This is a genomic window from Psychrobacter sp. 4Bb (genome assembly GCF_002836735.1).
Lineage (GTDB): Bacteria > Pseudomonadota > Gammaproteobacteria > Pseudomonadales > Moraxellaceae > Psychrobacter.
On the sequence record NZ_PJAS01000058.1, the window covers coordinates 37668 to 64598 of the forward strand.

The following is a 26931-nucleotide window of genomic DNA, read 5'->3' on the forward strand; positions in this document are numbered from 1 at the left end:
GAGCGTTTTACGTTACTGTTTTTTTACCATTTCAATATCTCTTAAGTCTTAGGACTATGCTATAACTAAATCAATGAATAATAGTATAAGTATCAACTGAATGGAGAAACAGAACGATGACAGCCCATATTGAACGTATAAATATACCTTTAACTTCGCCACTAATCATTGCAGCATTATTGTTTAGCACTGCTGCGTGCTCCAATCCTTCAGCAGTAAGTACTAGTAATAATAAAAGTACCACAACAGAGTCTAAAGAGATTTCTACTTCAGATAACGATACTCAAACCGCCACAAAAAGCACTACACAAACAAAGACTAGCAAGCCTGACTTTACGACCAAAGCAATCGCTACCTTTGATGAGCCTTGGGCTATGACAGCGTTACCTATTGCAGATAGCACAGCGCCAAAATTACTACTAACACAAAAAACAGGTGAGCTATTTATCGTAGATACAGCGACGGGTAATAAGACCAAAATCGAAGGCATGCCTACAGTCGCTTACGGTGGTCAAGGCGGCTTAGGAGACATCATCGTGGCTCCAGATTTTGCGACGTCCAATACCGTTTATCTTAGCTACGCAGAAGCAGGAACAGGAGGTGATAGCAATAAATTTGGTGCTAAAGTTATCAAAGCGATACTTTCAGGATTAGAGACAGCCACACCTATATTGCAAGATATCACACCTATTTGGCAACAGTCTCCGAAAGTCACAGGGCAGGGACATTATAGTCATCGTTTGCTGTTTTCGCCTGATGGGCGCTATCTATATATCAGCTCAGGCGAGCGTCAAGACAAAGACCCAGCACAAAATATGAGCATGAATCTAGGTAAGATTATTAGATTGTATGCTGACGGCTCGGTTCCAAAGGACAATCCATTTGTCAATGATAGCAATGACATTGCCTCTCAGTTTTGGACAATGGGCAATCGCAATGTGCTCGGCATAAGATTTGATGAAAGCGGCAGGCTTTGGGCAAACGAGATGGGGCCAAAGGGCGGTGATGAATTTAATCTGATTAAAAAAGGCAAAAACTACGGCTGGCCGATTGTATCAAATGGTCGTAATTATTCAGGCACACCAATCCCAGATCACGACACTCGTCCTGATTTTGAAATGCCCAAAATCACATGGACGCCCGTTATTTCACCGTCATCACTGAGTTTATATACGGCTGGTAGCCACAATGACTTTCCAGCATTACAAGGCGATTTTTTAATCAGTGGTTTATCTTCAAAAGCGCTTATTGTCGTAAGTATCGATGAAGATGATAGTGCTACTGAACGCTATCGTTATGACATGGGCGAGCGTGTCCGCAGCGTACTGGCTGTTGATGGGCAGGTCTGGGCATTGGAAGATGGTGATGGTGGACGATTACTCAGATTATTGCCTAAGTAACATCATGATAAAGCTGCTTTTACATCTGTATTTATGTAGACATTTTAAAAAAACTATCAATCTTATTAGAATAAGTTAAAGGTTTTATCAAGTTTTATTTTGTAATTGATTGATAGTTAAAGCCTATTTTGTTAAGGTAATATTCCTTAAATTTTGAGACTTGCACATGGAAGAAGTAAAAGTAGGCAGATTAGGACCTTTTCCACGGGTGAGTAAACCTGTGTTTATTACATCGTCACTGTTGATCGTTGGATTTATTATTTTCGGTGCGCTTTTCACTGAAACAGCAGGGGCAGTTTTTAGTTTTTTACAGAATTTTATTACCGATAAGTTCGGTTGGTTATTTATTATCTTAGTGAATACAGCGCTCGGGCTTTGCATTTACTTAGGAATGAGTCGCTATGGTGATATTCGTTTAGGCAATCAAACGGAGCGACCGCAGTACAATCTGTTTTCTTGGATTGGCATGTTGTTCTCTGCGGGTATTGGTATTGGTCTCGTCTATTGGGGTACAGCGGAGCCGTTGTATCACTTTATGGCACCACCAATGGGCGAGGCCGAAACGGTTGAAGCCGCAAAGCAAGCGATGAATATCTCATTTATGCATTGGGGTCTACACGCTTGGGGCATCTATACGATTGTGGCACTGTCGTTAGCGTATTTTCATTTTCGTCGCGGTTTGCCTTTATCGATTCGCTCAACCTTGTATCCTTTACTTGGCAAAAGAATCTATGGCCGCTGGGGGCATACGGTCGATATCTTGGCCGTGTTTGGTACGATGTTTGGTGTGGTCACCTCACTCGGGCTTGGAGTGATGCAGATCAATGCGGGACTTGAGAAACTATTTGGCATGCCGAATAGTCTCACTGTACAGTTCGGTTTGATAGCTTTCATCACAGCGCTTGCAGCCGCTTCCGTTATGATGGGTCTGGATAAAGGTATTAAGCGCCTTAGTGATATCAATATCGGTTTTACAATCGTTTTATTGGTATTCATGGTGGCTTTAGGGCCAACGCTCTTTATATTTGATAGCTTTATCGAAAATATCGGCAACTATCTGACCGTGATCGTGCCTTTGGGTACGTGGGGCGAGTCTTATAGTGGAACAGATTGGCAAAGTGCTTGGACGATATTTTATTGGGCATGGTGGGTGAGCTGGGCACCATTCGTTGGTATCTTTATTGCCCGTATCTCTCGTGGCCGTACCATCCGTGAGTTTACGTTTGGGGTGCTATTAATCCCTATGCTTATCTTGTTCTTTTGGTTCACGACCTTTGGTGGCGTAGCGATTCACATGGAGCTTGCCTCTGCTGTGACAGGTATTAGCCCAGGGTTGGTTGAAGCAGTACAAGCAGACACGGGTAGCGCAATCTTTAAGCTGGTTGAGTACTACCCACTAGCCAAACCGATTACGTTAATGATTGTTGTCATGATTATGCTTTGGTTTGTGACTTCGTCAGATTCAGCCAGTTTTGTTATTGACATGTTGACCGCTGGTGGTGATACCAATCCACCAAAGATTCAGCGTTTGTTTTGGGCAACCACAGAAGGCGTTATCGCTGCCATATTGTTAGCGGCTGGTGGATTGTCTGCTTTGCAGGCAGCTGCCATCGTAGCAGGATTGCCATTTGCTTTAGTGGTTTTTGTCATAATGTATGCGTTGTTGCGGGGCCTTAGCCGTGACCGTTTGATTCTATATCGAGCGCAGCAAAGCTTTATCACAGATGAATCAGCAGATCATAACTCAGCTGATGAGTTTGTTGACGAGCATCTACTAAAAGGGCCACCTAAGATTGTAAAAGGTGACTAAAAGCAGGTGAAAGTAAGACAACTACTCAAGCTTTTAACAGAAGAAGCCCCAATTTATTTTTAAATTGGGGCTTCTTTATTGGGTGAAGATACTTAAATTTATTCAGGACAGATTCGGATTGCTGAAAATTATTACCAAAATGTTACTACCATTTCTATACATTCGGCAGTATTTACAAGGTGTTATATTTGATAATTCGTTCATACCTTGGTATGGTTACGCACTTTTTTGGGGATATACCTATGGATCATGTAAAAGTTGGCCGATTAGGCCCTTTTCCGCGGGTAAGTAAACCTGTATTTTTGACTTCAGCAATCTTGATACTGGCGTTCATTATTTTTGGCGTTTTATTCAATGAACAAGCAGAAGTAGTATTTAACCAAGCAAAAGCATTTGTCTCTTTACGCTTTGGCTGGTTCTTTATTGTCGTGGTCAATTTAACATTGGTCATGAGTATTTATATGATATTTAGCCGCTACGGCGATATCAGACTCGGTCATCAGAATGAGAGGCCAGAGTACAATATGGTTTCTTGGATTGGTATGCTGTTTTCAGCAGGTATCGGTATTGGGCTGCTTTATTGGGGCACTGCTGAGCCGCTGTATCATTTCATGGCACCACCATTAGGCGAGGCGGAGACAGTTGCCTCTGCCAAGCAAGCGATGAATATCTCGTTCCTACATTATGGTCTACATGTATGGGCGCTATATGGCATGGTTGCGCTATCGCTTGCTTATTTTCATTATCGAGTAGGTTTACCACTGGCTATCCGTTCGACACTTTATCCAATATTGGGTAAAAAAATCTACGGCGGTTGGGGACATACGGTAGATACGCTCGCCGTATTTGGTACGATGTTTGGGGTAGTGACCACGTTAGGTCTTGGCGTCTTGCAGATCAACTCAGGCCTTGAGACGTTATTTGGTATACCCAATAATATTACGGTGCAGATTATTTTGATTGGCCTTATCACCATGCTTGCAGGGTTATCTCTGTTTATGGGATTGGATAAAGGCATCAAGCGTCTAAGTGATACCAATATATTGTTCACTGTGATATTGCTAAGTTTTGTGATTATCTTTGGACCTACGCAGTTTATCTTTAACAGTTTTGTAGAAAACATCGGTAACTATTTGCATCAAATCGTGCCGTTAGGTCTATGGACAGAGTCTTATAGAGGCGAAGAAAACTGGCAAGCCTCTTGGACGATTTTCTATTGGGCATGGTGGATTAGCTGGTCTCCATTCGTTGGGGTATTCGTTGCACGTATCTCTCGTGGCCGTACCATCCGTGAATTTATATTAGGCGTATTATTAATTCCTATCACGATACTGTTTCTGTGGTTTACTGCTTTTGGTGGTTCTGCGGTAAATATGGAGTTGGTGGCAGCAGCAGACCCTAACATAGTTAGTCCAGGTCTGATCGAAGCGGTCAAAGCCGATACAGGTAGCGCTATCTTTAAATTGATGGAGTCTTATCCATTGACGGGTGCGGTCAACTTGCTCATCGTGGTGATGATTGTCCTATGGTTTGTTACCTCATCAGATTCAGCCAGTTTTGTCATCGATATGTTGACATCAGGTGGTGATACCAATCCGCCAAAGATTCAGCGCTTATTTTGGGCAGGTTCTGAAGGCGTTATCGCTGCTGTATTGCTAGCAGCAGGTGGCTTAAGTGCATTACAAGCGGCATCGATTGTCTCAGGCTTTCCTTTTGCTATTGTGATCGTCGTGATGATGTACTCTCTATTGCGTGGTCTCAGTCGAGATCGTTTGATACTCTATCGTAATCAGCAATGGTTCACCACAGAAGAGTCAGCAGAGCATAACTCAGCTAATGAATTCCGTGATGAAGAGTTACTAAAAGGCCCACCAGCACTTGAGAAAGATGCTTAAGCTTTAGATTTTATTTCTTAGCTACAAAAATACCCAGCTTATATAGGCTGGGTATTTTTACGGATGTTCAATATTTTTAATAAAAAACCTTTCAATACAGCAGCTTTCAGTACAGCAGATCTCGATACAATCACTTTATGGATTAATTGCATTCGCCTTTTGTATAACCAACGGCTTCGGGGATATTACAGGCTGAGCAGGCATTACTAGCCGTTCGGTAGCTGACAACTGATCCAACTTTCGTTTTTACACAGACAGGTTCATATTGTGCCGTACAGATATTATTGGCAGGGTTAGTGGGTGGACATTGAGTAAGAGCACCTTCAAATTGCTGACTGAGATCAGGACTGGATGGGGTAGGTGTTTGACCAGACGTGCCTACATCAGACATAGAGCTACAGCCATTTAAAACTAAGGCTAAAGTCAGTATCAGTAATGATGGTTTGAACGAAGATTGATTAATTGTGGAAAATCGGAGATTGGATATAGTTTGTTTCATAAGAAATGTCCTTATTCATAATATTCGATAGCATCCTGTTATCGCTGATGGATTTGCCTACTGATGACAAACGCTTAAGCATTTATGGTAGCTCATTTGTCAGTAGCTATCCACTTAAGCATCATACAAAAAACCCCAAGCTCAATTAAGCTTGGGGTTTTGTTTTCTGCCATCAAATATTGATACTACGACAGTATGTCTAAATCAAAGACATCTAGACTGACGAGATTCGCTTATTCAGCTGGTTTGTCGTCTTGATTTAGCTGCACGTACTTGTCAAAGTTTTGAGCATAATCAGTCAAATTGTCGCTCAGCATTTGGCGATACTGTTTGACATAAAACTCGACGATATCGTCTTTTTCTTTGGCGAAATCATCGCCTTTGACGAAACCGATAGAGGCAACTGACGCGCTATAGCGTGCTGCAGCATACAATAAAGAAGCACCTACTTGACCTGAATGTGCTTCAGGACCTAGCTGGCTGTTGGCGATACCGATGATAGCGTCAGCACGTTGATAGAACGCCTGCATTTCAGGGGTGATTTCGATGTTAGCATCAGCGTTTTGGTCTTGAATATTGTCTTGAGACATAAGCAACTCCTAATAATAAGTGTCAGTAGTTTTTAGTATATAAAAATGGTTGGTAAACGTTTTAAAGTAGTGACTCTTATAAACCAGCGTCTGCTTTTAAGATATCAGCTTTGTCTGTTTTTTCCCACGTAAAGGCAGTCTCTGAACCTGGACGACCAAAGTGTCCAAAGGTAGCAGTCTGCTGATACATTGGTTGTAGTAAGTTCAACATACGGGTAATGCCGTAAGGACGTAGGTCAAAGTGAGTACGAATCAAGCGGATGATTTCATCGTTACTGATCTTGCTAGTACCAAAGGTATTAACAGAGATAGAAGTAGGCTCAGCGACACCAATCGCATAGCTGACCTGTACTTCACAGCGCTCAGCAAGACCTGCTGCTACGATGTTTTTGGCCACATAACGTACCGCATAAGCAGCACTGCGATCCACTTTTGAAGGATCTTTACCACTGAACGCACCGCCACCATGACGTGCCATGCCGCCGTAAGTATCAACGATAATTTTACGACCAGTCAAACCAGCATCACCGACAGGGCCGCCAATCACAAACTTACCAGTTGGGTTGATATGATAGCGTGTGCCAGCGTGCAATAGGTCAGCTGGTAGCACTTGCTTGATGATAGATTCCATCACGGCTTCTTGTAGATCTGACTGCGAGATGCTTGGATCATGCTGTGTTGATAATACAACAGCATCGATGGCGACAGGACGATTGCCGTCATACTTCAAGGTTACCTGCGCTTTGGCATCTGGACGCAACCAAGGCAGATCACCTGCGCGGCGCAGCTCCGACTGACGCTCCATCAAACGATGAGCATACTCGATAGGCGCTGGCATCAGTACTTCTGTTTCATTACTTGCATAACCAAACATTAAGCCTTGGTCACCTGCACCTTGCTCTTCAGGGTCGCTACGATCGACACCTTGCGCGATTTCAGGAGATTGCTTGCCCAACATATTAATGACTGCACAAGTCTCGCCATCAAAGCCTAGGTCTGAATGGTGATAGCCAATGCCATTTACGGTGTCACGAACCAGACGCTCTAAATCAATATTTGCCGTTGTAGTGATTTCACCTGCAAGTATGACTGCGCCTGTTTTTACTAAGGTTTCGCATGCCACACGTGCGTGCAGATCTTCACGTAAGATAGCGTCAAGGATAGCGTCTGATATTTGGTCAGCCATTTTGTCAGGATGGCCTTCGCTCACAGATTCTGAGGTAAATAAGTTGTATTCACGCATAATGGGATCGCTTAATTGAATCAATAAGGGTAGGAAAAGCAGCACATCTGGGTGCTGCTCTAATTAATTTTGACCACGCATTTACGCGGCAGATAATCGGTATTTCTTAATTTAAAATCGGTTTTGACTAAAATCTTTGCTAATAAATATGACCAAAGGGTGAGCTGACTATCATTCAATCAATATATAAAATGATACTGCCTCGCTCTGATATGGTCTTGGCGGTAATGAGTTGAGTCAGTACTTGCCCTAATAGACAACGCTAATGTGCAGATTGCCTTATCAGAAGCAGGGTAATGGCCAAAATCTCTTAACGCAAAATAGGGTTATTCTACCTTGAAACGTTATAAAACTCTAGTGAGCAACACTTGCTCTACTATAAGAAATGCTCAACAAGCAGTTCACTGCAATCAAAGGTGGTTACTAGATGCTACTGCTAGCTGAGTGATTAGCTAGCAGTAGCGTCTGCTTGAAATGAACAATACGTTACAACTCTAAAAATGCAGCTTTATCTTTGAACATGCATTCTTCATACACAGGACAAGCGCCGCATTTGGGTGTACGAGCCTGACAGGTATAGCGGCCGTGTAAGATAAGATAATGATGGGCGTCTATGATGAAGTCTTCTGGGATGCGCTCGACCAGCTTTTTTTCGACGATAAGTACGGTTTTGCCAGTGGCAAGCCCAGTACGATTGCCCACCCGAAAGATATGCGTGTCAACGGCCATGGTAGGCTGGCCAAAGGCAGTATTTAACACAACGTTGGCAGTTTTACGGCCGACACCTGCCAGTGACTCTAAATCTTTGCGGTTATCAGGAACGGTGCTATCAAATTTCTCAATCAAATCACGGCAGGTTTTGATGACGTTTTTTGCTTTGGTATTATATAAACCAATGTTTTTGATATAAGATTTTAGACCGTCTTCGCCTAGTGCCAGTATTGCCTCAGGCGTATTGGCCACAGGGTACAATTGCTTGGTGGCAATATTGACACTGATATCAGTCGCTTGTGCGGACAAAATTACTGCGATAAGTAACTCAAAATTATTGTCATAATTGAGTTCGGTGACAGGTTCATCAATAGTCGCTGCCAGCTTTTCAAAGAATGGACGCACGTCACGATTGGGCATTCGTCTAGAGGGCGGTGTGTCAGCTGTTTTATGTTTGACCGTTTTACTCATGGCATTTTGACTATTATTTTGATGAATGATGGTGCCAAATTATATGCTAGCGCTAGCATTCATGTTAATGATTAAAGTATCAATTTATTAACGCATTAATTGCATAATCAGCTATTACCGTTATAGCGCTACTTGCAATGACTCAAGCTCTGCTTGTAAGGATTCGAGCTCTGCTTGTTTCTTCTCGTTTGCACGCACACTCAGTTGTTTTTCTAGTTTTTTGATTTTGGTACGGAGCTTGGCAGCCGCAATGGTATTTTTCGCTTGCGACTCACTGATGTTTAGAGTCTGACTTGCTGCGTTATTGAGCTTAGCCTCTACCATACTAACGACAGGTCTACTATTGCTCGTATCGGCAAGCTGTTCTGTGACGCGTTTTAAATGAGTGTGGTAGCGTTGTCTCAAATCTTCTTGCTCTGCTATTCGCTCAGGTTCAGATATTTCTCGCTCAATCGTAACTAAGTCGATGCAATCAACAGGGCAGGGCGCGATACATAGCTCGCAACCAGTACACAAATCTGTAAAAATCGTATGCATATGTTTGCCAGTACCAACGATAGCATCGACTGGGCAAGCAGGGATGCATTTGGTGCAGCCGATACAGTCATCTTCACGGATAACCGCACGAACCTCGGTCGGACGTTCGGAAGTGGCATCTATTGGCCACTGTGAAGGCACTGCCGTCAGCGTAGTGTCAGGAGTATCTATATCGAGAGTCTGAGCAATCGCATTGGTGACTGGCTGACCACCGGGCACACATTTATTATACGGCTCGCCATCTAATACAATCGCAGCGGCATATGGCAGGCAACCATCTGGATGCTCACATAGCCCGCATTGCGTTTGTGGCAAACAAGCATCCACACGTGCAATTTTTGCCTGTATGTCAGCGGGCAAAGTATCAATGTGTAATGCATCGAATAAGATAGGTAGATTGACTAAGCGTATATTGGTGCTACTTTGCATTTAACTAAGGACCTTAATACCAGTCGTAAGAATAGGTATTAGTATAAATAGAGATAAAGTGTTGAGAAAGCGGTCTTTGTAAAACAGTATCTATAAGAGCATCTGCTCTGTCAGCGTTTTACTGCTCATGTTGGCGTGTTACTTATTAAAAAATAAAGTTTAAAGTAAAACGTTTATCATAGAAGCAGCGATTTTAAAGAGATGAGATTGAAAATACAATCCTATAGCGTAATGTGGTATTTGTAGATAAGTATTAGGTCATGTCTTCAATTCACTTGACAATCGTCTAAATGGGCTAAATCTTGTCAAATGTCTTCAAATGTCTTCAAATGGCTGGTTAATATTCCAATATTATCGGCGCTATTCTTCTGGTTTGAAGGCAATTTATCTCATTCTTATCTCCGTTTTTGAAATGAGGACACACTCTAATCATAAGTTTATATTTTGTTCTTTAGCCACTTGGTCAATCAAATCGCGAGCGATACTACCCTTTGGCGGAATTCTGGGTAGGTTTGAGAGATCAAAGAAGTCAGCATGTGCTAGCTCATCTTCTTGCAAGATAATATCGCCATTGGCATACGAAGCACGAAAACCAAGCATTAAGTTAGAGGGAAATGGCCATGGCTGACTGCTCACATAGCGGATATCTGATACTCTGATATTGACCTCTTCTGCGACTTCACGTACTACAGCATGCTCCAGACTCTCTCCAACTTCTACAAACCCTGCGATCAAACCATACATTGGCGGTAGGTTTTGCTGTCCATGACGATGATGGTGAGCCAATAAGATTTGCATCTCACCCGTTACTGGATTTGGCCGAGTAATAGCAGTAATGACGCACGGTTGTACGCGAGGGTATTGGCGCAATCGACATACTGGACAAACCATGGCACGCTCGCCTTGGTCAGCATGTACAGTAGGGCTAGCACAGCGACTACAAAACTGTGTATCTGCTTGCCAGCTTAATAGTTGTATTGCTTGGCTAATCTGATCTGACAAGGCGACTGGCAAATGAGTCATCAGTTTTCGATAAGGAACAAAAGTGTTACCACTGCTTTCAGCAATAATTGGTAGCGTCATGTTATGAGCAACTGCATAGTCATAAGTCATGGCGCTCGTGGCATGAGCGGTAAAGCTATGAGCCATATTGGCATCAACCGTATCATCTGCATCGTTACCAGTGCTGTCGTCTGATAACCAATGATTTGGTGCTAGGCTCTCGTGCAGCGTTACGTGACCAACCTGATAAGCTTGCTCGCTTAAGTCATTACTATCGGGCGATAGCTGAACTTGCAAAGGCCACCAACCATCTGGCATTTGACGGCATAAGATACTGTCATCACTTAATACAAAAGCATGGGCCATATAAAATTCCAAACATTATAAAGTAAGTCCGCATCGACGTAGACACAGACTGTTTTAGAGTAAAATATCATCAATTCTATGTAAACCAGATACCCAGATATCTATACATGTTGTCAGGCTGGTTCAGCCTCATGACCAGGCTAGTTCAACCTAATGACTGTAGCGCTTTCACGTGCCTGACTCGTACCTACATTATCTTGAATTATCTATACGTAAATGAGATGTCATGGCTAAGAGATAATAACCATGCCATGACAATAAGAAAAGTTAAGCAGCAAGTAGGTGGCTTAAGCTTTGCTGCCCCACATCAAGCGCTTGTTTGCTGACAGGGCGATTATTCTCAAAACCATCTAAGTGATGATCGACCGCCATGATAACATCAGCGATGCAGGCTAACGTACTGTCTTCGATACGTCGTCCGCCTTCGATACGCTTTTCAATGTAGTTGGCTAGCTGACTCAGCATGCTGGCAGGTGTGGGCAGTTGTAAGAAGCGTACTGCGCCTGCTACTTGACGCATCATCCCAGGAATATTTTGGATATTGAGCATATCGCGCTCAGGCTCCGCCAAATAATCATTGATGGCTTGCTCGGCACTAGCAATAGCAGTTCGGCTTTCTTGTATCAAGGTATCATTAGCCGTATTAAGCTGATGCAATGAGATATGCGGGTTATTCAGTGGCAGATAGATTGCCCCTGGTGTATGCATCTCTGCCATGGCAATGGCGGCGTTCTCTGCATGCATTAACGCTAGTAGCAAATGATCAAAATCGTCAGGGGAAGGTGCTTGCCAATGGCTCACAGCTTCTGCTGCTTCGCTAAGACTATTGGCTGCGTTGGACAGACCTAATAAACGTAATGCTGAACTAAGCTCAGTCAGCTCTTCGATAATTTGCGCGGTCTGCATATCAATAGGGTTGATTGAATCGCCACGTGCATAACTATCGACGTGTTCTTTAATATTATTGATCTGATTTTGAATAATTGTGTTTAACGTATCGGTAAGTTCGCGGTTAGGACCGAATAAAAAGCGTTTCATTTGTTCTAGCTGAGCACCTTCTAAATGGTTACTGGCATACTGTTCACGTAGTTGATGCGCTTGCTCGTTATCACGTTGACAGGCAAAGCTCACTAAATCTGCAAAGCGGGTATCCATGACTGGTAAATAGCTTTGAAATTGCTGCTCTAAATAGATAAGTGTGTGCTTTTGACTTAGGTTTAGTGGTAATACTGCTGCGATATCAGTCACGGCGGCAGTCGCCGCTTGCCAAAATAAGCTATCAGTATTTGAAGCGATTAATGCACAAGCTGCACTCATAGCATCCAGCTTTTGCTGATCCGCAGAGTCAATGTTGCCATCTTGATTGAGTAGTGCAATGCTAAGGCCACTACGATACGCGTTGGTCAGCAATTCTGTATCTAGATTAAGCATGCTAAGAGATTCAAAGTTTTGTTCAGGATTGGCGATGATGACGCTACTGCTGCCAAATGCAGAAAAATAGTCTGCTGTAATAGGAGCTTTTTGACTATGCGCATTAAGCTTGTTAATGACAGGTATGAGTAGAGTAGGCTCTACCGATTCAGTCAAGAGGACAAATTCGACATAACGATCCAAGGTCATGATGGCTTCTGATAGATCCATGATCAAATCAGTATCGTTGTTATCACCATTGTCATAAAGTCTCTGTAGACCACCAACAATGGCATCATTCAATGCTTCTGCACCGACCAAAGAAATCAGTTTAAAAATACAAGAAAGCTGCTTTAATACTTCGATAGAATCTGACAACAAAGGAGCTTGGCTACTATCATCATTGAACTCACTCAGATGAATCTCGGTATCCTTAAGCGTTGCTATAACCTCATCATGCAGTAAATGGAGTGATGGTAGGTTAAAATCAGTAACACTAAGCGTTGGGGCGGTTAGCTTCATTTGCGCAGACTGGTCCATAAGTATTTTTCCATAATGTACTGATGAGAATAGCAATATAAATTTGATTCAGAAAGTATTAGCTAGTGATGTTTTAACGCTTTCTATCATAATAATCAAGACTAAATTATACAAATGTCGGTTCAATAAAAATTCGAACGACAATTATATGCTAGCTTTTAGGGCAGGATAATCTTCTGCCAAAGCGGTATACCAGCTTTGGTCAGCAGTTTCATCCGATGTTGAAGCCAGTAATAAATTTGCTAAATTGGCGAAACTTGCATGAGCGGTTTGTCCGCCATCGGTATCTGTATCCTCTTCGATGGCAAGCGTGACCTGTCCGCCAGTCATCGCCAAATAAACTTCGGCTAGAATCTCTGAGTCAAGTAATGCTCCGTGAAAAGTACGGTCTTGCTTACCAACATCTAGGCGACGCACGAGGGCATCTAGCGTGTTTTTTTGCCCAGGGTATTGCTGCTTGGCCATCGCCAGTGAATCGGTTACTTGCACTCGATTGGCAAAGTCATTCAGACCAACTTTTGCAAACTCCATATTTAAGAAGTTCATATCAAAAGTAGCGTTATGAGCGATAATCTCAGCGCCATCCATAAAGTCGTACAAAGACTGAGCCACTTGATCAAAGGTCGGCTTGTCGGTCAAAAATGCTTCAGAGATACCATGAATACGAATGACTTCATCATCCATACCGCGCTGCGGATTGATATAAACGTGCAGCTTTTCACCAGTAAACTTACGCCCGACTAGCTCCACAATACCGACCTCGATAATACGGTCGCCTTTTAGTGCATCAAGCCCTGTGGTTTCTGTATCCATAATAAGCTGACGATCTGCTTCATGGCGGTGTATCGGCTTTGGTAGTAGCGGCTTAAAATGTGGGTTGGCACGGCTAGTATCCCCATCGAACTTAGGGGCGTCAGATTTTACACTTGGCAATATATCATTGTCGACGGTATCATCTAGGTGCGTTTGAATATCTGGCATAGCTTTGGTACTCGTCGGGTTGTATGTATTGTCTTGATGGCTGTTAGATTCTACAGCAATGTTTTCATTCATCTTAAGGGTGTTAGCTGTACTCTGACTATTTTCTCTTAGCGGCTCAGTTTCTAAGAGCTCTTCATCAAACTCATCGTCCATCATATCTAAACCCAATGGATCGAAACTTAGCCAGTCAGCGCTAGACGATTTTTGCAAAGTATCAGTGTTAGCGTCAGTATTAGTATCAATATCAGTCGCTATGTGGTCTTTTTTTTTAGTCGTATCTGCTTCACTGACTATAGCTGAATGGCCGCTGTTTGAGGTGACACCTAAGTTTGCCAGCTCATCTGCTTTTTCATTACCAGCATGTCCAGCGTGACCCTTGACCCAATGCCAGCTAACATCACGCTGTTGGCAGAGCTTATCCAATTGTTGCCATAGGTCTTGATTGGCGACGGGCTTCTTACTGGCAGTTTTCCAGCCCTTTTTCTTCCAACCTTCAATCCATTCAGTGATGCCTTTTTTGACATAACTGGAGTCAGTCCAAATCTCAAGAGTGTGCTCATGCGGGCTATGCGTCAGGGCTTGTATCGCACCCATTAGTTCCATACGGTTATTGGTGGTTTCTTTGTCGCCGCCGTATAAATCTTGTGTGCTGCCATCACTAAATATAAGATGTGCGCCCCAGCCGCCAGCGCCAGGATTGCCTTTGCAAGCACCATCAGTATAGGCCACAGTGGTGTTTGTTTTAGCAGCCAATGGATCAATCGCGTTATCTTTATGAGTGTTTGGCATTGAATTACGGTTGTCTGACATAAAAGAGTATGGACCTGATAAGTGGTAAGCATAGGGTAGTACTAGAGCATCTCGTTTACGTTATTCGAACGATGATGATGACGTTGTGAGTATAGCAAATCTATCATAAATATGGGCAGTCGTGACGCACAAAGTCATAAAACCCTTACGGTAACTTATAACATAATAGTAACGTCTTGGTTTTCTGTTAAAATAGCGAAGCTCTCTGAAAGGCTCTAGTTTTTAGTTACAGAGCTGCCTTTGCTACAAAGATGCCTAAGTGCATTTTTCTTATACAGCTATCTAGGGCGTGTCATCAATTAGCACATTAATGCAATTTATGGCCTTAAAATGGCTAAATTTTCGCTAAACTGTGTCAAAGTTCTTGTCAATATGTTTATATTCACTGCGAATTTTTCCTTGGTTAGCATCAATTTATCTTATTTTAATGCTCATAATCTAATTGGTGACACGCCCTAGTGACATTTTGACAATAGTACACTTAATAAAAGTTTTTAATGCATGATTGCAGGATAACCCCATTATGTCCTTACGCTCGAATTTATTTAATAAGAGACTGACCTATTTGATGCTCAGTGTGACTGCCAGCAGCGCGATTTTTCTGAGCGCTTGTAATGATACTAGCCCTCAAGTAGATACTGAAGTTGCAGCAGATCTGTCTGTCTTTGAAGGTTGTTATACGGTGAGTCAAGATGAGCCTGCTCAGATAAAAGTCAGCCAACAAAATGACACTTGGGTAATGCAAATGAAAGAACCCGTCACTGCTAAGCGCGTCTGGGATACTCCAGAGCCGTTAGAAGTGATTGAAAATAGCGACATACCGCAGTTCTTCTCTATCGATCCAGACAATGTCGATGCGGTTATTGGTCGTCCTGATCGAGTGCTTGTGTTGGCTCATGTCAAACCAGCTTACGCAAATATTGATCCGCTCTTAGACAGTGAGTACTTGTCGTACATTTACCGAGGCGCCAACACGATCTATCGCGTGGAATGTGATGAGGTGAATACTGATATTTTAGCCAATCCACATGCCAATCTTATTATCGATAATGTTAATGATAGTATTTAAATAAGCGTTGATAATAGTCTTTAGATAAATATCGACTATAAATATCATTGTTGGTCGATGATATTTGTATAAACAGTATTTTGTTATAAACAGTCATACCATTAGAGTTAAGCGATATGAATTTTTTCAGTTACGTAGTGTTAGGTGGGTTCTCTTATGCAGCTGGTTGGGCGGTAAGGACGTATGTATTAGACAAACAACCGACGCCTGAGCAGCCTTATAATTTAAAACATCCTGCGATTTTGGCATATTTGGGTGCATTTTTTATTATCATGTTGATCGTCTCTTGGCTGCTTGGTCGCTATACACTTGGTCATGCTGCGATTGATTTACCTTTCATTATTATCAATAGTCTCGTTGCGACATTCGTCTACTCGTTTGGTCTTAATCCAGAAAAAGCTAATTATGAAGTGCCTGATTAAAATACAGTATTGAATGAATTGTGAATAGCAAAAGCCACGACCGAAATATTAATTCACGGTCGTGGCTTTTTCGATAGTGCAGTTTTTTAGTAGCTGAAAGTACTAATATTTATGAGGCTTTCTTCAGATTAGTACCAGTCTCGTCGCTATTTTTCTCATCAGGACTAGTTTTATCGTCATCAGTCTTACTAGTGTCGTTGTTAGCTTCTAATTTATCCTTAGTAGCTGATTGTTCTTGCTTCCATTCTTTGTATTTTTGCAGATCTTTTCTGGCCTGCTTTAGACAGAACTTAAGTACTAGCGCATCATCGATATGGCCGATAAACGGAATAGAATCAGGAATGAGGTCAATTGGATTTAGCACATAGAGCGCACCGATAACGCCAGCTGAGATTGTCTTAAAAGGAATCTTACGGTAGTCACCTTTATAATAGTCTTTGACAAGACTCATAAATAGCATTAGATCATCACTAAACGGTTCAAGGTAGCCGCTGTCCTCTAACTTTTGTTTCAGCTTGTCTTCTTTGCCTAGCAAGTATTCCAAATTAGAGTCAAGTGACTTGTTTTTATCGGTTTTTTTATTAAACATAATTATTACCTTTTGTTTTTTGCGATGAATTTGTATTTACAGTAACAAATCTAGTCGATCTATATTGTGTGTCTCAGTAGCGAAAAAGTAAATATCGGTAAAGATTAGGCAACCATCAGTGTCAGAAAAGCGTCTACAATATGCTGCCACAAGGTCTAAAAACACAAGTCATAAAAATAAAAGTGATAAGGTAGCAGTAAGATATGGGGATTAAAAATCAGGCATGGACAGATAACAAAAATAGTCATGCAACTGAAACAACATCTAGGCTAAACCGTCGGCAGTTTTTACGTCGAATCGGTGTGAGTGCAGGCACAGCAGTACTAGCGAGCCAAGGTATTTCTCAAGCGTTTGCAGCCAGTCCTATCGTGTCTGGTAATAACTCGCAACTGACCAAGGATGATCTGCCAACTTCGTTGTTAGAGGGTCAGTCGTCCTTACAAACGTCACAGGAATCACTGACGCAGGCAGGTTGTATCACGGCTACGATTGAGACGCGACTTTTTGCTAGCTCTAACGTTGGTGGTAATGATGAGCGTAATCAGTTGGCATTAGATCGAGTGGCTTGTGCTGGGTTTAAAGTAGAAAATCCTGCTATTACCAATCGTCAGTATTTACGCTTTGCGGGAACGGACTCACAGCGTGCTAGCGATTTTCAAAACCTTGCCACTGGAGCAATAGCCGCGCCAAAGCTGCTGCTAGGTGTGCGCGGCGGTTACGGTGCCATGCGCATATTGCCTATGGTGGACTGGTCGACACTAGGACGGATTATGAAGGAGCGCGGCACGATACTCGCAGGCTTTAGTGATGTGACGGCTATTCAGTGTGCGCTATTGGCAAAAGGGTCAATGAGCTCGCTTGCAGCACCGATGCTCTATAGTGAGTTTGGCAAAACTGCGCCTGATAAGGTCAGCTGTCAGCAGTTTGTTGAAGTGCTGACCAATCCTAATCTAACTGTCAGCATACAGGATGCTACCTTAACCAGTCAGCAGCTACCTGCCATACTGACAAAGGGTGAGCCAAAACCATTAACTGGTACGATTTGGGGTGGCAACCTAAGTGTCGTATCGGCACTAGCAGGTAGTGAGTATTTACCGCGTATCGATGGCGGCATTGTGTTTTTAGAAGATGTCGGCGAGCAGGCGTATCGTATTGAGCGCATGTTATATGACTTATATCTCGCAGGTGTGTTTAAAAATCAGCAAGCGATTGTATTTGGGGCATTGTCTGGTACGGGCGAGGACAGCTATGACAAACGTTATGATGTCGCCACAGTCATTCGTCAGCTGCATGAATTGACAGGATTGCCGATATATAGTGGTATGCCTTTTGGTCATATCGGCAAAAAATACAGCTTTCCGCTAGGAGCGATTTGCCAGCTGAGTCCTAATGCAAATGGCGGCTATCAGTTGGCATTTACCGATTATCCAACCATCAAGGCTGATGCCATCCAAGTAGAAAGCTTGTGGCAGACTACTTAAACGCTAATCACTGTCCTTTTTAAATAGCCAACCGTGAAAATTTATCTTGGTACTCTTTAGGCGTCAGCTCTGTCGCACGTTTAAATAGACGCGTGAATGAAGAGATATCATCGTAGCCTACTTGATCGGCAAGCGACTTTATCGATACATCGCCTAATTCAAGTAAGCGTTTGGCTTGTTCAATTCTAACGGCCTGAATATATTCAATCGGTCGCATCGCCACGCAGGACTGGAAGCGCCTGTTTAAAGTGCGCGGGGTAATATTTACCATAGCGGCTAAACTACTGACCTGCAAAGAATGCTGAAAGTTTTCTTCGATATATTCCTGGACTTGTTTAATCAAATGGTCGGAATGCGGCTTGTGCAAGGTCACATTAGTATAGCTATTTTGACTGCCTCTTTTGCTATCAATAATTTGGGTTTTTGCCACTTGTGTAGAAATCTCACGTCCGCAGTACCGCTCTATCAATAATAGCCCCAAATCATAAAAGGCGCTGCCACCAGCTGCACAAAATATATTGCCTGACTGGTTTGTTGAGTCGCTTCTTGAATGGGTAACAAATTGATTCTCTTGTAAGTCCACCAATGGAAAATCTACCTTAAACTTGTTGGCATAGCCCCAGTGTGTGGTGGCTATCTTATGATCTAATAATCCTGCCTTTGCCAAAAAAAATGCACCGCTACAGTTGCTTGCTATATCGGCCTTGGTATTCGCAAGCCGTACTAAATGTGGCAGCAGCTCACTATTTTGCTTCAATACCTTATCAATAGAATCGCCAATGGTTGGCACAAGCAATAAATCGCACTCTGTCACGTCTCGGATATCACAGTGGGCTTGCATGATTAACCGATTACTGCACCTGATATCACCGCCACCCAAGCTTGCGATTTGCACATTAAATCGTGGCTCTACAGACTCATTCGAAAAGCGTTGCCAGCTGACCCCCGTGAATGAAAACAAATCCAATGCGCCAGAGAGTACACTACCGAGCACACCATCAAAGCCAAGAATAATCATTTTAAAAGGTTTGAAATAGGGCATAAGTCACTCGTTTCCTTTGCTGTACTTACCAAAATAGCCATTATTTGGTTGATTTTAACTGGTTAGATACTCTGTTTGTGTCTTATTTGACCATAATTATGTCATAAATGACAATACGGACAGGTATCAAATTAGACTAATATCAATTGATAACCACATTTAATCAGTTAACGAGAATACTATGGCCGCAGATACCCTCCTAAACGATTTTGAATTACCTTTCCAATTGTATGATGTACTAGGCACGGAATCACTCACCGAGCACGCAAAGTTCTCAGAACATAGCCGCGAGACATTTGATGCTGTATTAGAGACGGCAAATAAGATTGCGACAGATTTATTTTTACCGCACAACCATATTGCAGATAAGAACGAGCCGCAGTTCGATGGTAAAAAAGTCAGCATGATAAACGATGTAAAAGTCGCTTTTGATGCGTTCCGCGAGTCTGGGTTTATCGCAGGTCGTTATAGTTTTGAAGACGGCGGCATGCAGTTACCTGAAACAGTGATGACTGCTGTGGCAGGCTACTTTATGGCAGCCAATCCATCAACGACTGCCTATCCATTTCTGACCACGGCGGCAATCAACGTCATCTCGCATTTTGCTAGTGATGATATCAAAACAGCCTTTATGCCGCGTATGCTGACAGGCGAATTCACCGGCACCATGGCACTGACCGAGCCACATGCAGGCTCATCGCTTGCCGATATCAAAACCATCGCTGTAAAACAAGAAGATGGCTCGTATCGCGTTAAAGGCAGCAAGATTTATATCTCAGCAGGTGACCACGAGCTGTCTGACAATATCGTGCATCTGGTATTGGCAAAAGTGCCAGGTGGCCCAGGCGGTGTTAAAGGCATCTCTTTATTTGCCGTACCTAAGTATCGCTTGAACGATGATATGTCTGTAGGCGAGCGTAACGATGTACATTTGACTGGGTTGATTCATAAACTTGGTTATAGAGGCGCAACTTCTACAGCACTGAGCTTCGGAGATGAAGGCGATTGTCATGGTTATTTGATCGGCGAAGAGCACTTTGGCTTGCGTTATATGTTCAAAATGATGAATGAGGCACGTATCGCTGTCGGTTTTGGCGCTTCTATGATTGGTTATCGCGGCTATCAGTACTCACTTGATTATGCCAAAGACCGTACACAAGGTCGCATTGCGCCAAACAATAAGCCTGAAGATGATGCAACGGCCATTATTCAGCATGGTGACGTAAAGCGCATGCTATTGGCACAAAAAGCTTATTCTGAAGGTGGTATCTCATTATGCTTATATGGCTCAAACTTAATTGACCGTATCAATACCTGTGAAGACGAAACGCTAAAAAATGAGCTAACAGAGTTGTTGGATTTGCTAACGCCAGTGCTAAAAGCATGGCCATCTGAATATGGGCCAAAAGCCAATGATTTGGGTATTCAAGTATTGGGCGGCGCAGGCTATACGCGTGAATATCAAGCTGAGCAATTTTGGCGTGACAATCGTCTAAATCCTATTCATGAAGGCACAAACGGTGTGCAGGCGCTAGATTTGTCATTCCGCAAGTTATGGCAAAAAGGTGGGTTAGGCATCCAAATCCTAAAACGTGAAATCACAAAAGATTTAGAAAGCATCAGCTTGCCTGAAAGCGCGCAACTTGCAGGCAAGCTGATGCCTTATATGGGTCAGTTGCATGAAGTGCTCGTGCATTTGGGCAAAGTGTTGCAGACAGAAGAAGCACTGACATTGACTGGTAATGCTCAAGCACTGATGAATATTTTTGCCTCAATTGTACTGAGCTGGATTTGGATTCGCCAAGCCAGTAAAGCCGAGCAGCTGCTAAGTACGACGCAAGATGTCGAGCAGCAGAACTTTTACAAAGGCAAGATACAAGCGGCCAAATACTTCATCGATTGGGAACTACCATTAGTTAAACGCGACATCGAATTATTAACCAACACCAACTCGGTTTGCACTGATATGCAAGCGGACTGGTTCTAAGGACAACTCTAAGGAAAGAGACATGACAACGATAAACAAACAATGGCGCCTAAAAGCAAGACCAGTAGGCGAGCCAAGCGCTGAAACTTGGGATTATACCGAGACAGAAATACCAACGATTACCGATGGTCAGCTACTGATTAAGGTTGAATACATCTCTATCGATCCGGCGATGCGTGGTTGGCTGAACGATGCCAAATCTTATATCGCGCCAGTACAAATTGGTGAAGTGATGCGCGCCGGTACTGTGGGTGAAGTGATTGAAAGTAAAAATGAAAAATTTGCAGTAGGTGACTATGTCGCAGGTCACGACGGCGTACAGTCATATGCGGTCAGCGATGGTACTGGTCTGCATAAAGTTGATCCGAGCCTAGCGCCGCTGTCTTATTACTTGGGTGTACTAGGTATGCCGGGGATGACAGGGTATTTCGGTCTCCTAAAGACGGGTCAGCCAAAAGCGGGTGAGACCGTGGTCGTCTCTGGCGCTGCTGGTGCGGTTGGTAGCTTGGTCGGTCAGATTGCCAAAATTAAAGGCTGCCGCGTCGTCGGTATCGCGGGCGGTGCTGAGAAATGCAAGTTCTTGGTCGATGAGCTTGGGTTTGATGCGACGATTGATTACAAAAACGAAGATGTGAAAAAAGCACTAAAAAAAACCTGCCCAGACGGCGTCGATGTATACTTTGACAACGTAGGCGGTGATATCTTAAATGACGTGCTTACTCAGATTAATCTACATGCGCGTATCGTTATTTGCGGGGCTATCAGCCAATATAACAACACCACAGCAGTAAAAGGCCCATCGAACTATCTATCACTGTTGGTCAATCGTGCTCGCATGGAAGGCATCGTGGTGTTCGATAATATCAAAGAATACCCAATCGCCATGAAAGAGATTGCTGGCTGGATTCAGTCAGGTGATATGAAAGTGAAAGATCATATCGTTGAAGGTATCGAGACGTTCCCTGATACTTTGATGATGCTCTTTAATGGTGAAAACTTCGGCAAATTAGTACTTAAGGTAGAGGGATAGATCATGACACTGAATACAAATGGAATTGCATCAGATGTAGCTGGCAAACGAATTTTGATCACGGGCGGTGCATCAGGCATCGGGGCAGCAAGCGCGTTGTTGCTGGCCAGCCGCGGCGCAAAAGTCGTCATTGGTGATATGGCAGAAGAGATGGGTGAAGCGGTTGCCAAGCAAGGCCAAGATGCTGGCAACAGTATCGTCTTTAAAAAAGTAGACGTGACCAGTGGTGATGAAGTGCGTGCGTTGTTTGACTTTGCAGTAGAAACGCTTGGTGGCCTAGATGTTGTGGTGAATAACGCTGGTATCGACCACAAGCCTTCACCAATGCATGAGCTAAGCGATGATGATTTTGATCGTAATATCGCCGTGAATTTAAAAGGTGTGTGGCACTGTATGCGTGCTGCGGTCAATTGTATGCTGCCTAATGGCGGTGGTCATGTGATCAATGTCGCCTCTATTGCTGGTCTTCGTTCAGCGCCTATGATTTCAGCCTACAGTGCAGCTAAACATGGGGTTATGGGTCTGACTAAATCTGCTGCCCATGAGTATGCCCGTGCCAATATCCGTTTTAACGCGGTATGCCCAAGCTTCATTGATACGCCAATGGTACGCAACACCATGGCAACGATGGATGAGCGTACACAGCAAGCAACGATTAAGGCCAGTCCACTGCGCCGCCTAGGAAACGTCAGTGAAATCTCTAGTGCGATTGCGTGGCTTGCCAGCGATGAAAGCAGCTTTATGAATGGTCATGCCTTCACCTTAGATGGTGGTATGCTAGCGTAACCGTGATCGTTGAGCACTCTTTGTTCAGTTCATTAGTGCTCGATAATCGCTGTTAGTTATGACAGCGATTATCTGCGTTTAGTTATCTGATTTTAGATACATGTTTTAGATATATGAGTTCAGCGCTCAAAAATTATTAAAAATATAAAGTTTATAAAAATATAAGGAATAATGATGAAAGACTTATTTGATTTAACCGGTAAAGTTGCTTTGGTTACTGGCGCTAGCCGCGGTATTGGCGAATCTATTGCTCGTTTATTGGCATCCAGAGGCGCGCACGTTATCGTCTCAAGCCGCAAAATCGATGCTTGCCAAGCAGTCGCTGATAGCATCAAAGCTGACGGTCATAAGGCCAGTGCTTTTGCTTGTCATGTAGGAGATATGGAACAAATTAACTCAATTTTTGAGCATATCAAAAGTGAATTTGGTCAAATTGATATCTTGGTCAATAACGCAGCAGCCAACCCTTACTATGGCCATATCTTAGATACGGATTTAGCGGCTTTTGATAAGACCGTTGAAGTTAATATCCGCGGTTACTTCTTTATGTCGACGGCCGCTGGCAAAATGATGAAAGAGCAAGGTGGCGGCGTCATCTTGAATACAGCATCGGTCAATGGCCTAGTAGCGGGCGACAAGCAAGGTATCTACTCAATCACCAAAGCGGCGGTCATTAGCATGACCAAAGCCTTTGCTAAAGAATGTGGTCCACTCAATATCCGCGTTAATGCGCTATTGCCAGGTTTAACCGATACCAAGTTTGCTTCTGCCTTGACGACCAATGATAAAGTCTTAAAAATGGCACTACACTCGATTCCGCTAGGACGTGTGGCTGAGCCTGATGAAATGGCTGGCACCGTATTGTATCTAGTGTCGGACGCTTCAAGCTATACCACAGGCGCGACTATCGTTGTCGATGGTGGTATGCTGGCTTAACTATCTAACCTATCAGATATAAGTTCAAGAACAATTTACTATGAAGAACCGCATGAGATTTATTTTCATGCGGTTTTTTTTAATTGAATATCTAAGTAGCCTTAGTTTTGTGCTATAGAATGAATGACTAATTTTGAATGGGGATCAGCGATATAATGGCATAATAAAGCTGCTAATAGCTACTTGGACAATATGATGGAGTCACGCATGAATTCAGTTATCAACAATAAAATCGAAACGATTTCTCAAAATAAAACATGGCTGTTTGTGCCAGCGACTCGCATTGATAGAGTAGCGAAAGCATTTGCTAGTGGTGCAGATGCGGTTATTGTCGATTTAGAGGATGCTGTTGCGCCAGAAGATAAAGCGTCCGCACGCGAAGCATTACAGCAATATCACGACAGTGCAGGTTATCAGCCGATTTGGGTACGTATTAATAAGGCAGGTAGCGAAGAATTTTTTAAAGACATAGTGCTCTGTCAGAAGATGCCTAATTTGGCTGGCGTGTTGTTGGCCAAAACTGAGCAAGCAGAAGATATTAATAACGTACATCAGCTTACCAATTTACCCGTGACTGCATTGATTGAGAGTGCGATAGGATTGTATCAAATCGATAGTATGGCAGAAACAGTAGGGCTCGCCGCGTTTAGTTACGGGTTTTTAGACTTGTGCAATGATTTGCACGTGCAAGTAGGAACGCCTGCCGCTGATATCATCGCCAATCAAATTCGCTATCAACTAATCCTGACGTCAAAAGTGCACCAGTTATCGCCGCCCATCGATACCATTTATCCTGACTTCAATGATGAAGTTGGACTGAGCGATCGAGTACAGTTATGGTCACAAATGGGGATGTCAGGAATGCTATGTATCCATCCAAAACAAGTGGCAGTCGTGCAACAAACATTACAACCGACAGATGAGACTTTGTTGTTTGCACAGCGTGTAGTCGAGGAGTATGAGCGGAGCGGGCAGGCAGTATTCAAGATAGATGGTGAGATGGTCGATGCGCCAGTGATTGAGCGCAGTCGTCAACTGTTGGCAAAGTAGCAGACCAATCCGTATTCAGTTAAATATAAGTAATCGGTTCAATATAATTCAGATACCAGAAAGCCGAGTGGAAGTATTACAAGCAGTATACTAAGCGAGACTGACACCGTACCTAATTTATAGAGGATTGACTATATAATGCTTTATCATAAACCATATCCATTCACATTCGATAAAAGCAAACTATGATTTTTATTAATAATAATATCAGCCTCAATGATAATGAGGTAGAGATCAGCGCCATACGAGCGCAAGGCGCAGGTGGGCAGAATGTCAACAAAGTATCTTCTGCCATTCACCTGCGTTTTGATATTAACAACTCAAGTCTGAGTGATGAGTACAAGCAGCGACTGCTAAATAGCAAAGATAGCCGAATAACCAAGGAAGGCGTGCTAATTATCAAGGCGCAGCAGTTTCGAACGCAAGAGCGCAATAAAATAGATGCGCTTGAGCGTTTGCAAAGCTTTATCACCAAAGCCACTTACGTTAATAAAACCAGAAGGCCTACCAAGCCAAGCAGAAATGCCAAACGTAAACGGGTGGATAAAAAGACCCAACGCGGTAAGACAAAGGCTTTGCGCGGTAAAGTGGATTTTTAGAAAATTTATGATATTAGGTTTTGTCGTTGAGAAGTTATGCGGCAGAAAATTTATAGAGCAAAAGCTATAGCATATTGCAGCGGTTTTTGAATTTAAAATGGTATAGGCGATTAAATTATCACCTATACCATTTTTCTAGATTAACGACTTATTTAGAATGCACCATTAAGTCCAACAAATAGGCTGGTTGAGTCGTCGTCATCACCTTGTGAATGTGTGACACCAGCATTGGCGTTCAATAGACCAAAGCTTCTAGATAGGCCAAGTGTCATGGCAACGTTATCATCATCAGTTTCGACCATAGGCGTCTCAAAGCTGATATTTGGTAGCGTATTCAAACGTGCGGTTACCGCTTCGCGATTGTCACTCAGCTGCTTTTGGTAATGAATGTCACCAAATAAGTTGAGGTTCTCCATCAAGCTATGATTGGCTTTGAGACCAAGCTTGCCATATGTCGTAGAGTATTTCTGCTCATCGAACTGCATAGCAATGCCAGACATCTCTTTTTCTTTGAGTCCGTCAATTTTTACGCGGCTCGCTGTTGCACCGATATAAGGCGTAACGGCAATATTGCTCACTTGCATTGGGTAGCCTGCCTGCAAGTTGGCATAAAAGCGCTTGCCATCAGCATTTGACTTAAACTGTTGTTGGTTACTGCCTAGTGTCACAGCACGTGTGACATCGACATCCATGTTGCCAAATCCTGCAGCACCATTGATCTGTAAGCCGCCAAACTTGTTGCTATGATAGACACCAAAACCGATCTCTCCTAGATCAATATCACTCAAACCTGTGCCAACGTCTGAGTTTTCAAAGTCTTTTTGAGTGATGTTGCCGTATAAGCCTGTCACTGCATTGGCTGAGTTAGGATGAGCAAAATCTACGCCAAGCAATACTTGGGTATTATTATCACCATCAAACCCTGCAATTTCTTGATTAGCGACTTCACCGACGGCCCATAGTGTACGGGCAGGTTTTTGCTCACTGCTTTGGATTTGGTTAACATGTGACTGTAAGCGCTCATTGGTTGCAAGTCCGGTTGTCGTTGCAATATGAGGTAGTACACCGATTAGGCTGGGGGCAGTGACAACAGCATTTGCATAGTCGGCGATCAGTTGGTGGGTAGCACCTGTTGGATGAATGCTATCAGCGAAAAAGTAGTTTTCGTTGGCATCTGTTTCTACAAGAGTGTTGCGTCCACAAGTTAGAGAGCTATTGTTGTCACCACAAGCTTCATCGGTGACAT

23 protein-coding genes are annotated in these 26931 nt (G+C 43.1%); 12 read left to right on the forward strand and 11 right to left on the reverse strand.

Translation table 11 applies throughout. The features are described 5' to 3' along the window. Nucleotides 1-116: 116 nt before the first annotated feature. The 3 genes from CXF60_RS05845 (at nt 117) to CXF60_RS05855 (ending at nt 5105) form a co-directional block, all read left to right on the forward strand. On the forward strand, nt 117-1400 hold the full coding sequence (locus CXF60_RS05845) for a PQQ-dependent sugar dehydrogenase (protein ID WP_102091171.1): 1284 nt from the start codon (nt 117-119) through the stop codon (nt 1398-1400). 166 nt (nt 1401-1566) lie between these two features. Next, complete coding sequence (locus CXF60_RS05850) at nt 1567-3210, forward strand: BCCT family transporter (RefSeq protein ID WP_058025181.1); 1644 nt, start codon at nt 1567-1569, stop codon at nt 3208-3210. 242 nt (nt 3211-3452) lie between these two features. Further along, the gene (locus CXF60_RS05855; RefSeq protein ID WP_102091172.1) at nt 3453-5105 is read left to right on the forward strand and encodes a BCCT family transporter; all 1653 of its coding nucleotides are present in this window, start codon (nt 3453-3455) and stop codon (nt 5103-5105) included. Nucleotides 5106-5247: 142 nt separating this feature from the next. Here CXF60_RS05855 and CXF60_RS05860 read toward each other — a convergent pair whose 3' ends face one another. The 8 genes from CXF60_RS05860 to dnaQ form a co-directional block, all read right to left on the reverse strand. Beyond that, on the reverse strand, nt 5248-5496 hold the full coding sequence (locus CXF60_RS05860) for a hypothetical protein (RefSeq protein WP_102091173.1): 249 nt from the start codon (nt 5494-5496) through the stop codon (nt 5248-5250). A 341-nt stretch (nt 5497-5837) separates the two neighbouring features. Further along, complete coding sequence (locus CXF60_RS05865) at nt 5838-6194, reverse strand: DUF3144 domain-containing protein (RefSeq protein ID WP_102078350.1); 357 nt, start codon at nt 6192-6194, stop codon at nt 5838-5840. Nucleotides 6195-6270: 76 nt separating this feature from the next. After that, nucleotides 6271-7437, reverse strand: coding sequence for a methionine adenosyltransferase (metK, locus tag CXF60_RS05870; protein WP_102091174.1), 1167 nt, complete (start codon nt 7435-7437; stop codon nt 6271-6273). Between the two features lie 486 nt (nt 7438-7923). Then, entirely contained in the window at nt 7924-8619 is a 696-nt protein-coding gene (nth, locus tag CXF60_RS05875) for an endonuclease III (protein WP_102091175.1), read from the reverse strand. Between the two features lie 120 nt (nt 8620-8739). Next, nucleotides 8740-9585 (reverse strand): RnfABCDGE type electron transport complex subunit B, encoded by an 846-nt coding sequence (locus CXF60_RS05880; RefSeq protein WP_102091176.1) that lies wholly within the window; start codon nt 9583-9585, stop codon nt 8740-8742. Nucleotides 9586-10014: 429 nt separating this feature from the next. After that, nucleotides 10015-10953 (reverse strand): NAD(+) diphosphatase, encoded by a 939-nt coding sequence (gene nudC / locus CXF60_RS05885; RefSeq protein WP_102091177.1) that lies wholly within the window; start codon nt 10951-10953, stop codon nt 10015-10017. A 267-nt stretch (nt 10954-11220) separates the two neighbouring features. Beyond that, complete coding sequence (locus tag CXF60_RS05890) at nt 11221-12903, reverse strand: hypothetical protein (protein ID WP_102091178.1); 1683 nt, start codon at nt 12901-12903, stop codon at nt 11221-11223. A 144-nt stretch (nt 12904-13047) separates the two neighbouring features. Beyond that, nucleotides 13048-14694 (reverse strand): DNA polymerase III subunit epsilon, encoded by a 1647-nt coding sequence (gene dnaQ / locus CXF60_RS05895; protein WP_102091179.1) that lies wholly within the window; start codon nt 14692-14694, stop codon nt 13048-13050. 523 nt (nt 14695-15217) lie between these two features. On the opposite strand from dnaQ, the gene CXF60_RS05900 reads away from it, so the two are divergent. Both CXF60_RS05900 and CXF60_RS05905 read left to right on the forward strand, forming a co-directional pair. Continuing rightward, on the forward strand, nt 15218-15763 hold the full coding sequence (locus CXF60_RS05900; RefSeq protein WP_228707053.1) for a hypothetical protein: 546 nt from the start codon (nt 15218-15220) through the stop codon (nt 15761-15763). Between the two features lie 116 nt (nt 15764-15879). Then, nucleotides 15880-16185, forward strand: a complete 306-nt coding sequence (locus CXF60_RS05905; RefSeq protein ID WP_102091180.1) for a hypothetical protein — start codon at nt 15880-15882, stop codon at nt 16183-16185. Nucleotides 16186-16294: 109 nt separating this feature from the next. On the opposite strand, the gene CXF60_RS05910 is transcribed toward CXF60_RS05905, so the two are convergent. After that, nucleotides 16295-16774, reverse strand: coding sequence for a YkvA family protein (locus CXF60_RS05910; protein WP_102091181.1), 480 nt, complete (start codon nt 16772-16774; stop codon nt 16295-16297). A gap of 203 nt (nt 16775-16977) precedes the next feature. Here CXF60_RS05910 and CXF60_RS05915 point away from each other — a divergent pair, with 203 nt between their 5' ends. Continuing rightward, a complete protein-coding gene (locus CXF60_RS05915) occupies nt 16978-18255 on the forward strand; it encodes an LD-carboxypeptidase (protein ID WP_102091182.1) in 1278 nt (425 codons plus the stop codon). Nucleotides 18256-18274: 19 nt separating this feature from the next. Here CXF60_RS05915 and CXF60_RS05920 read toward each other — a convergent pair whose 3' ends face one another. Then, nucleotides 18275-19297 carry a GlxA family transcriptional regulator gene (locus tag CXF60_RS05920; protein ID WP_102091183.1) on the reverse strand — a complete coding sequence of 341 codons (1023 nt, stop codon included), beginning with the start codon at nt 19295-19297 and terminating at the stop codon, nt 18275-18277. A gap of 181 nt (nt 19298-19478) precedes the next feature. Here CXF60_RS05920 and CXF60_RS05925 point away from each other — a divergent pair, with 181 nt between their 5' ends. The 6 genes from CXF60_RS05925 (at nt 19479) to arfB (ending at nt 25685) form a co-directional block, all read left to right on the forward strand. Then, complete coding sequence (locus tag CXF60_RS05925; RefSeq protein WP_102091184.1) at nt 19479-21284, forward strand: acyl-CoA dehydrogenase family protein; 1806 nt, start codon at nt 19479-19481, stop codon at nt 21282-21284. A 22-nt stretch (nt 21285-21306) separates the two neighbouring features. Beyond that, nucleotides 21307-22314 (forward strand): NADP-dependent oxidoreductase, encoded by a 1008-nt coding sequence (locus CXF60_RS05930; RefSeq protein ID WP_102091185.1) that lies wholly within the window; start codon nt 21307-21309, stop codon nt 22312-22314. A gap of 3 nt (nt 22315-22317) precedes the next feature. Then, nucleotides 22318-23100 carry an SDR family NAD(P)-dependent oxidoreductase gene (locus tag CXF60_RS05935; RefSeq protein WP_057760664.1) on the forward strand — a complete coding sequence of 261 codons (783 nt, stop codon included), beginning with the start codon at nt 22318-22320 and terminating at the stop codon, nt 23098-23100. Nucleotides 23101-23271: 171 nt separating this feature from the next. Beyond that, entirely contained in the window at nt 23272-24036 is a 765-nt protein-coding gene (locus CXF60_RS05940) for an SDR family oxidoreductase (protein WP_228707054.1), read from the forward strand. 207 nt (nt 24037-24243) lie between these two features. Continuing rightward, nucleotides 24244-25086 carry an HpcH/HpaI aldolase/citrate lyase family protein gene (locus tag CXF60_RS05945; RefSeq protein ID WP_102091187.1) on the forward strand — a complete coding sequence of 281 codons (843 nt, stop codon included), beginning with the start codon at nt 24244-24246 and terminating at the stop codon, nt 25084-25086. A gap of 185 nt (nt 25087-25271) precedes the next feature. Beyond that, nucleotides 25272-25685 (forward strand): alternative ribosome rescue aminoacyl-tRNA hydrolase ArfB, encoded by a 414-nt coding sequence (gene arfB / locus CXF60_RS05950; RefSeq protein WP_102091188.1) that lies wholly within the window; start codon nt 25272-25274, stop codon nt 25683-25685. Between the two features lie 152 nt (nt 25686-25837). Here arfB and CXF60_RS05955 read toward each other — a convergent pair. Next, nucleotides 25838-26931: autotransporter outer membrane beta-barrel domain-containing protein (locus CXF60_RS05955; RefSeq protein ID WP_145990201.1), on the reverse strand; the 1094-nt coding region annotated here is incomplete at its 5' end.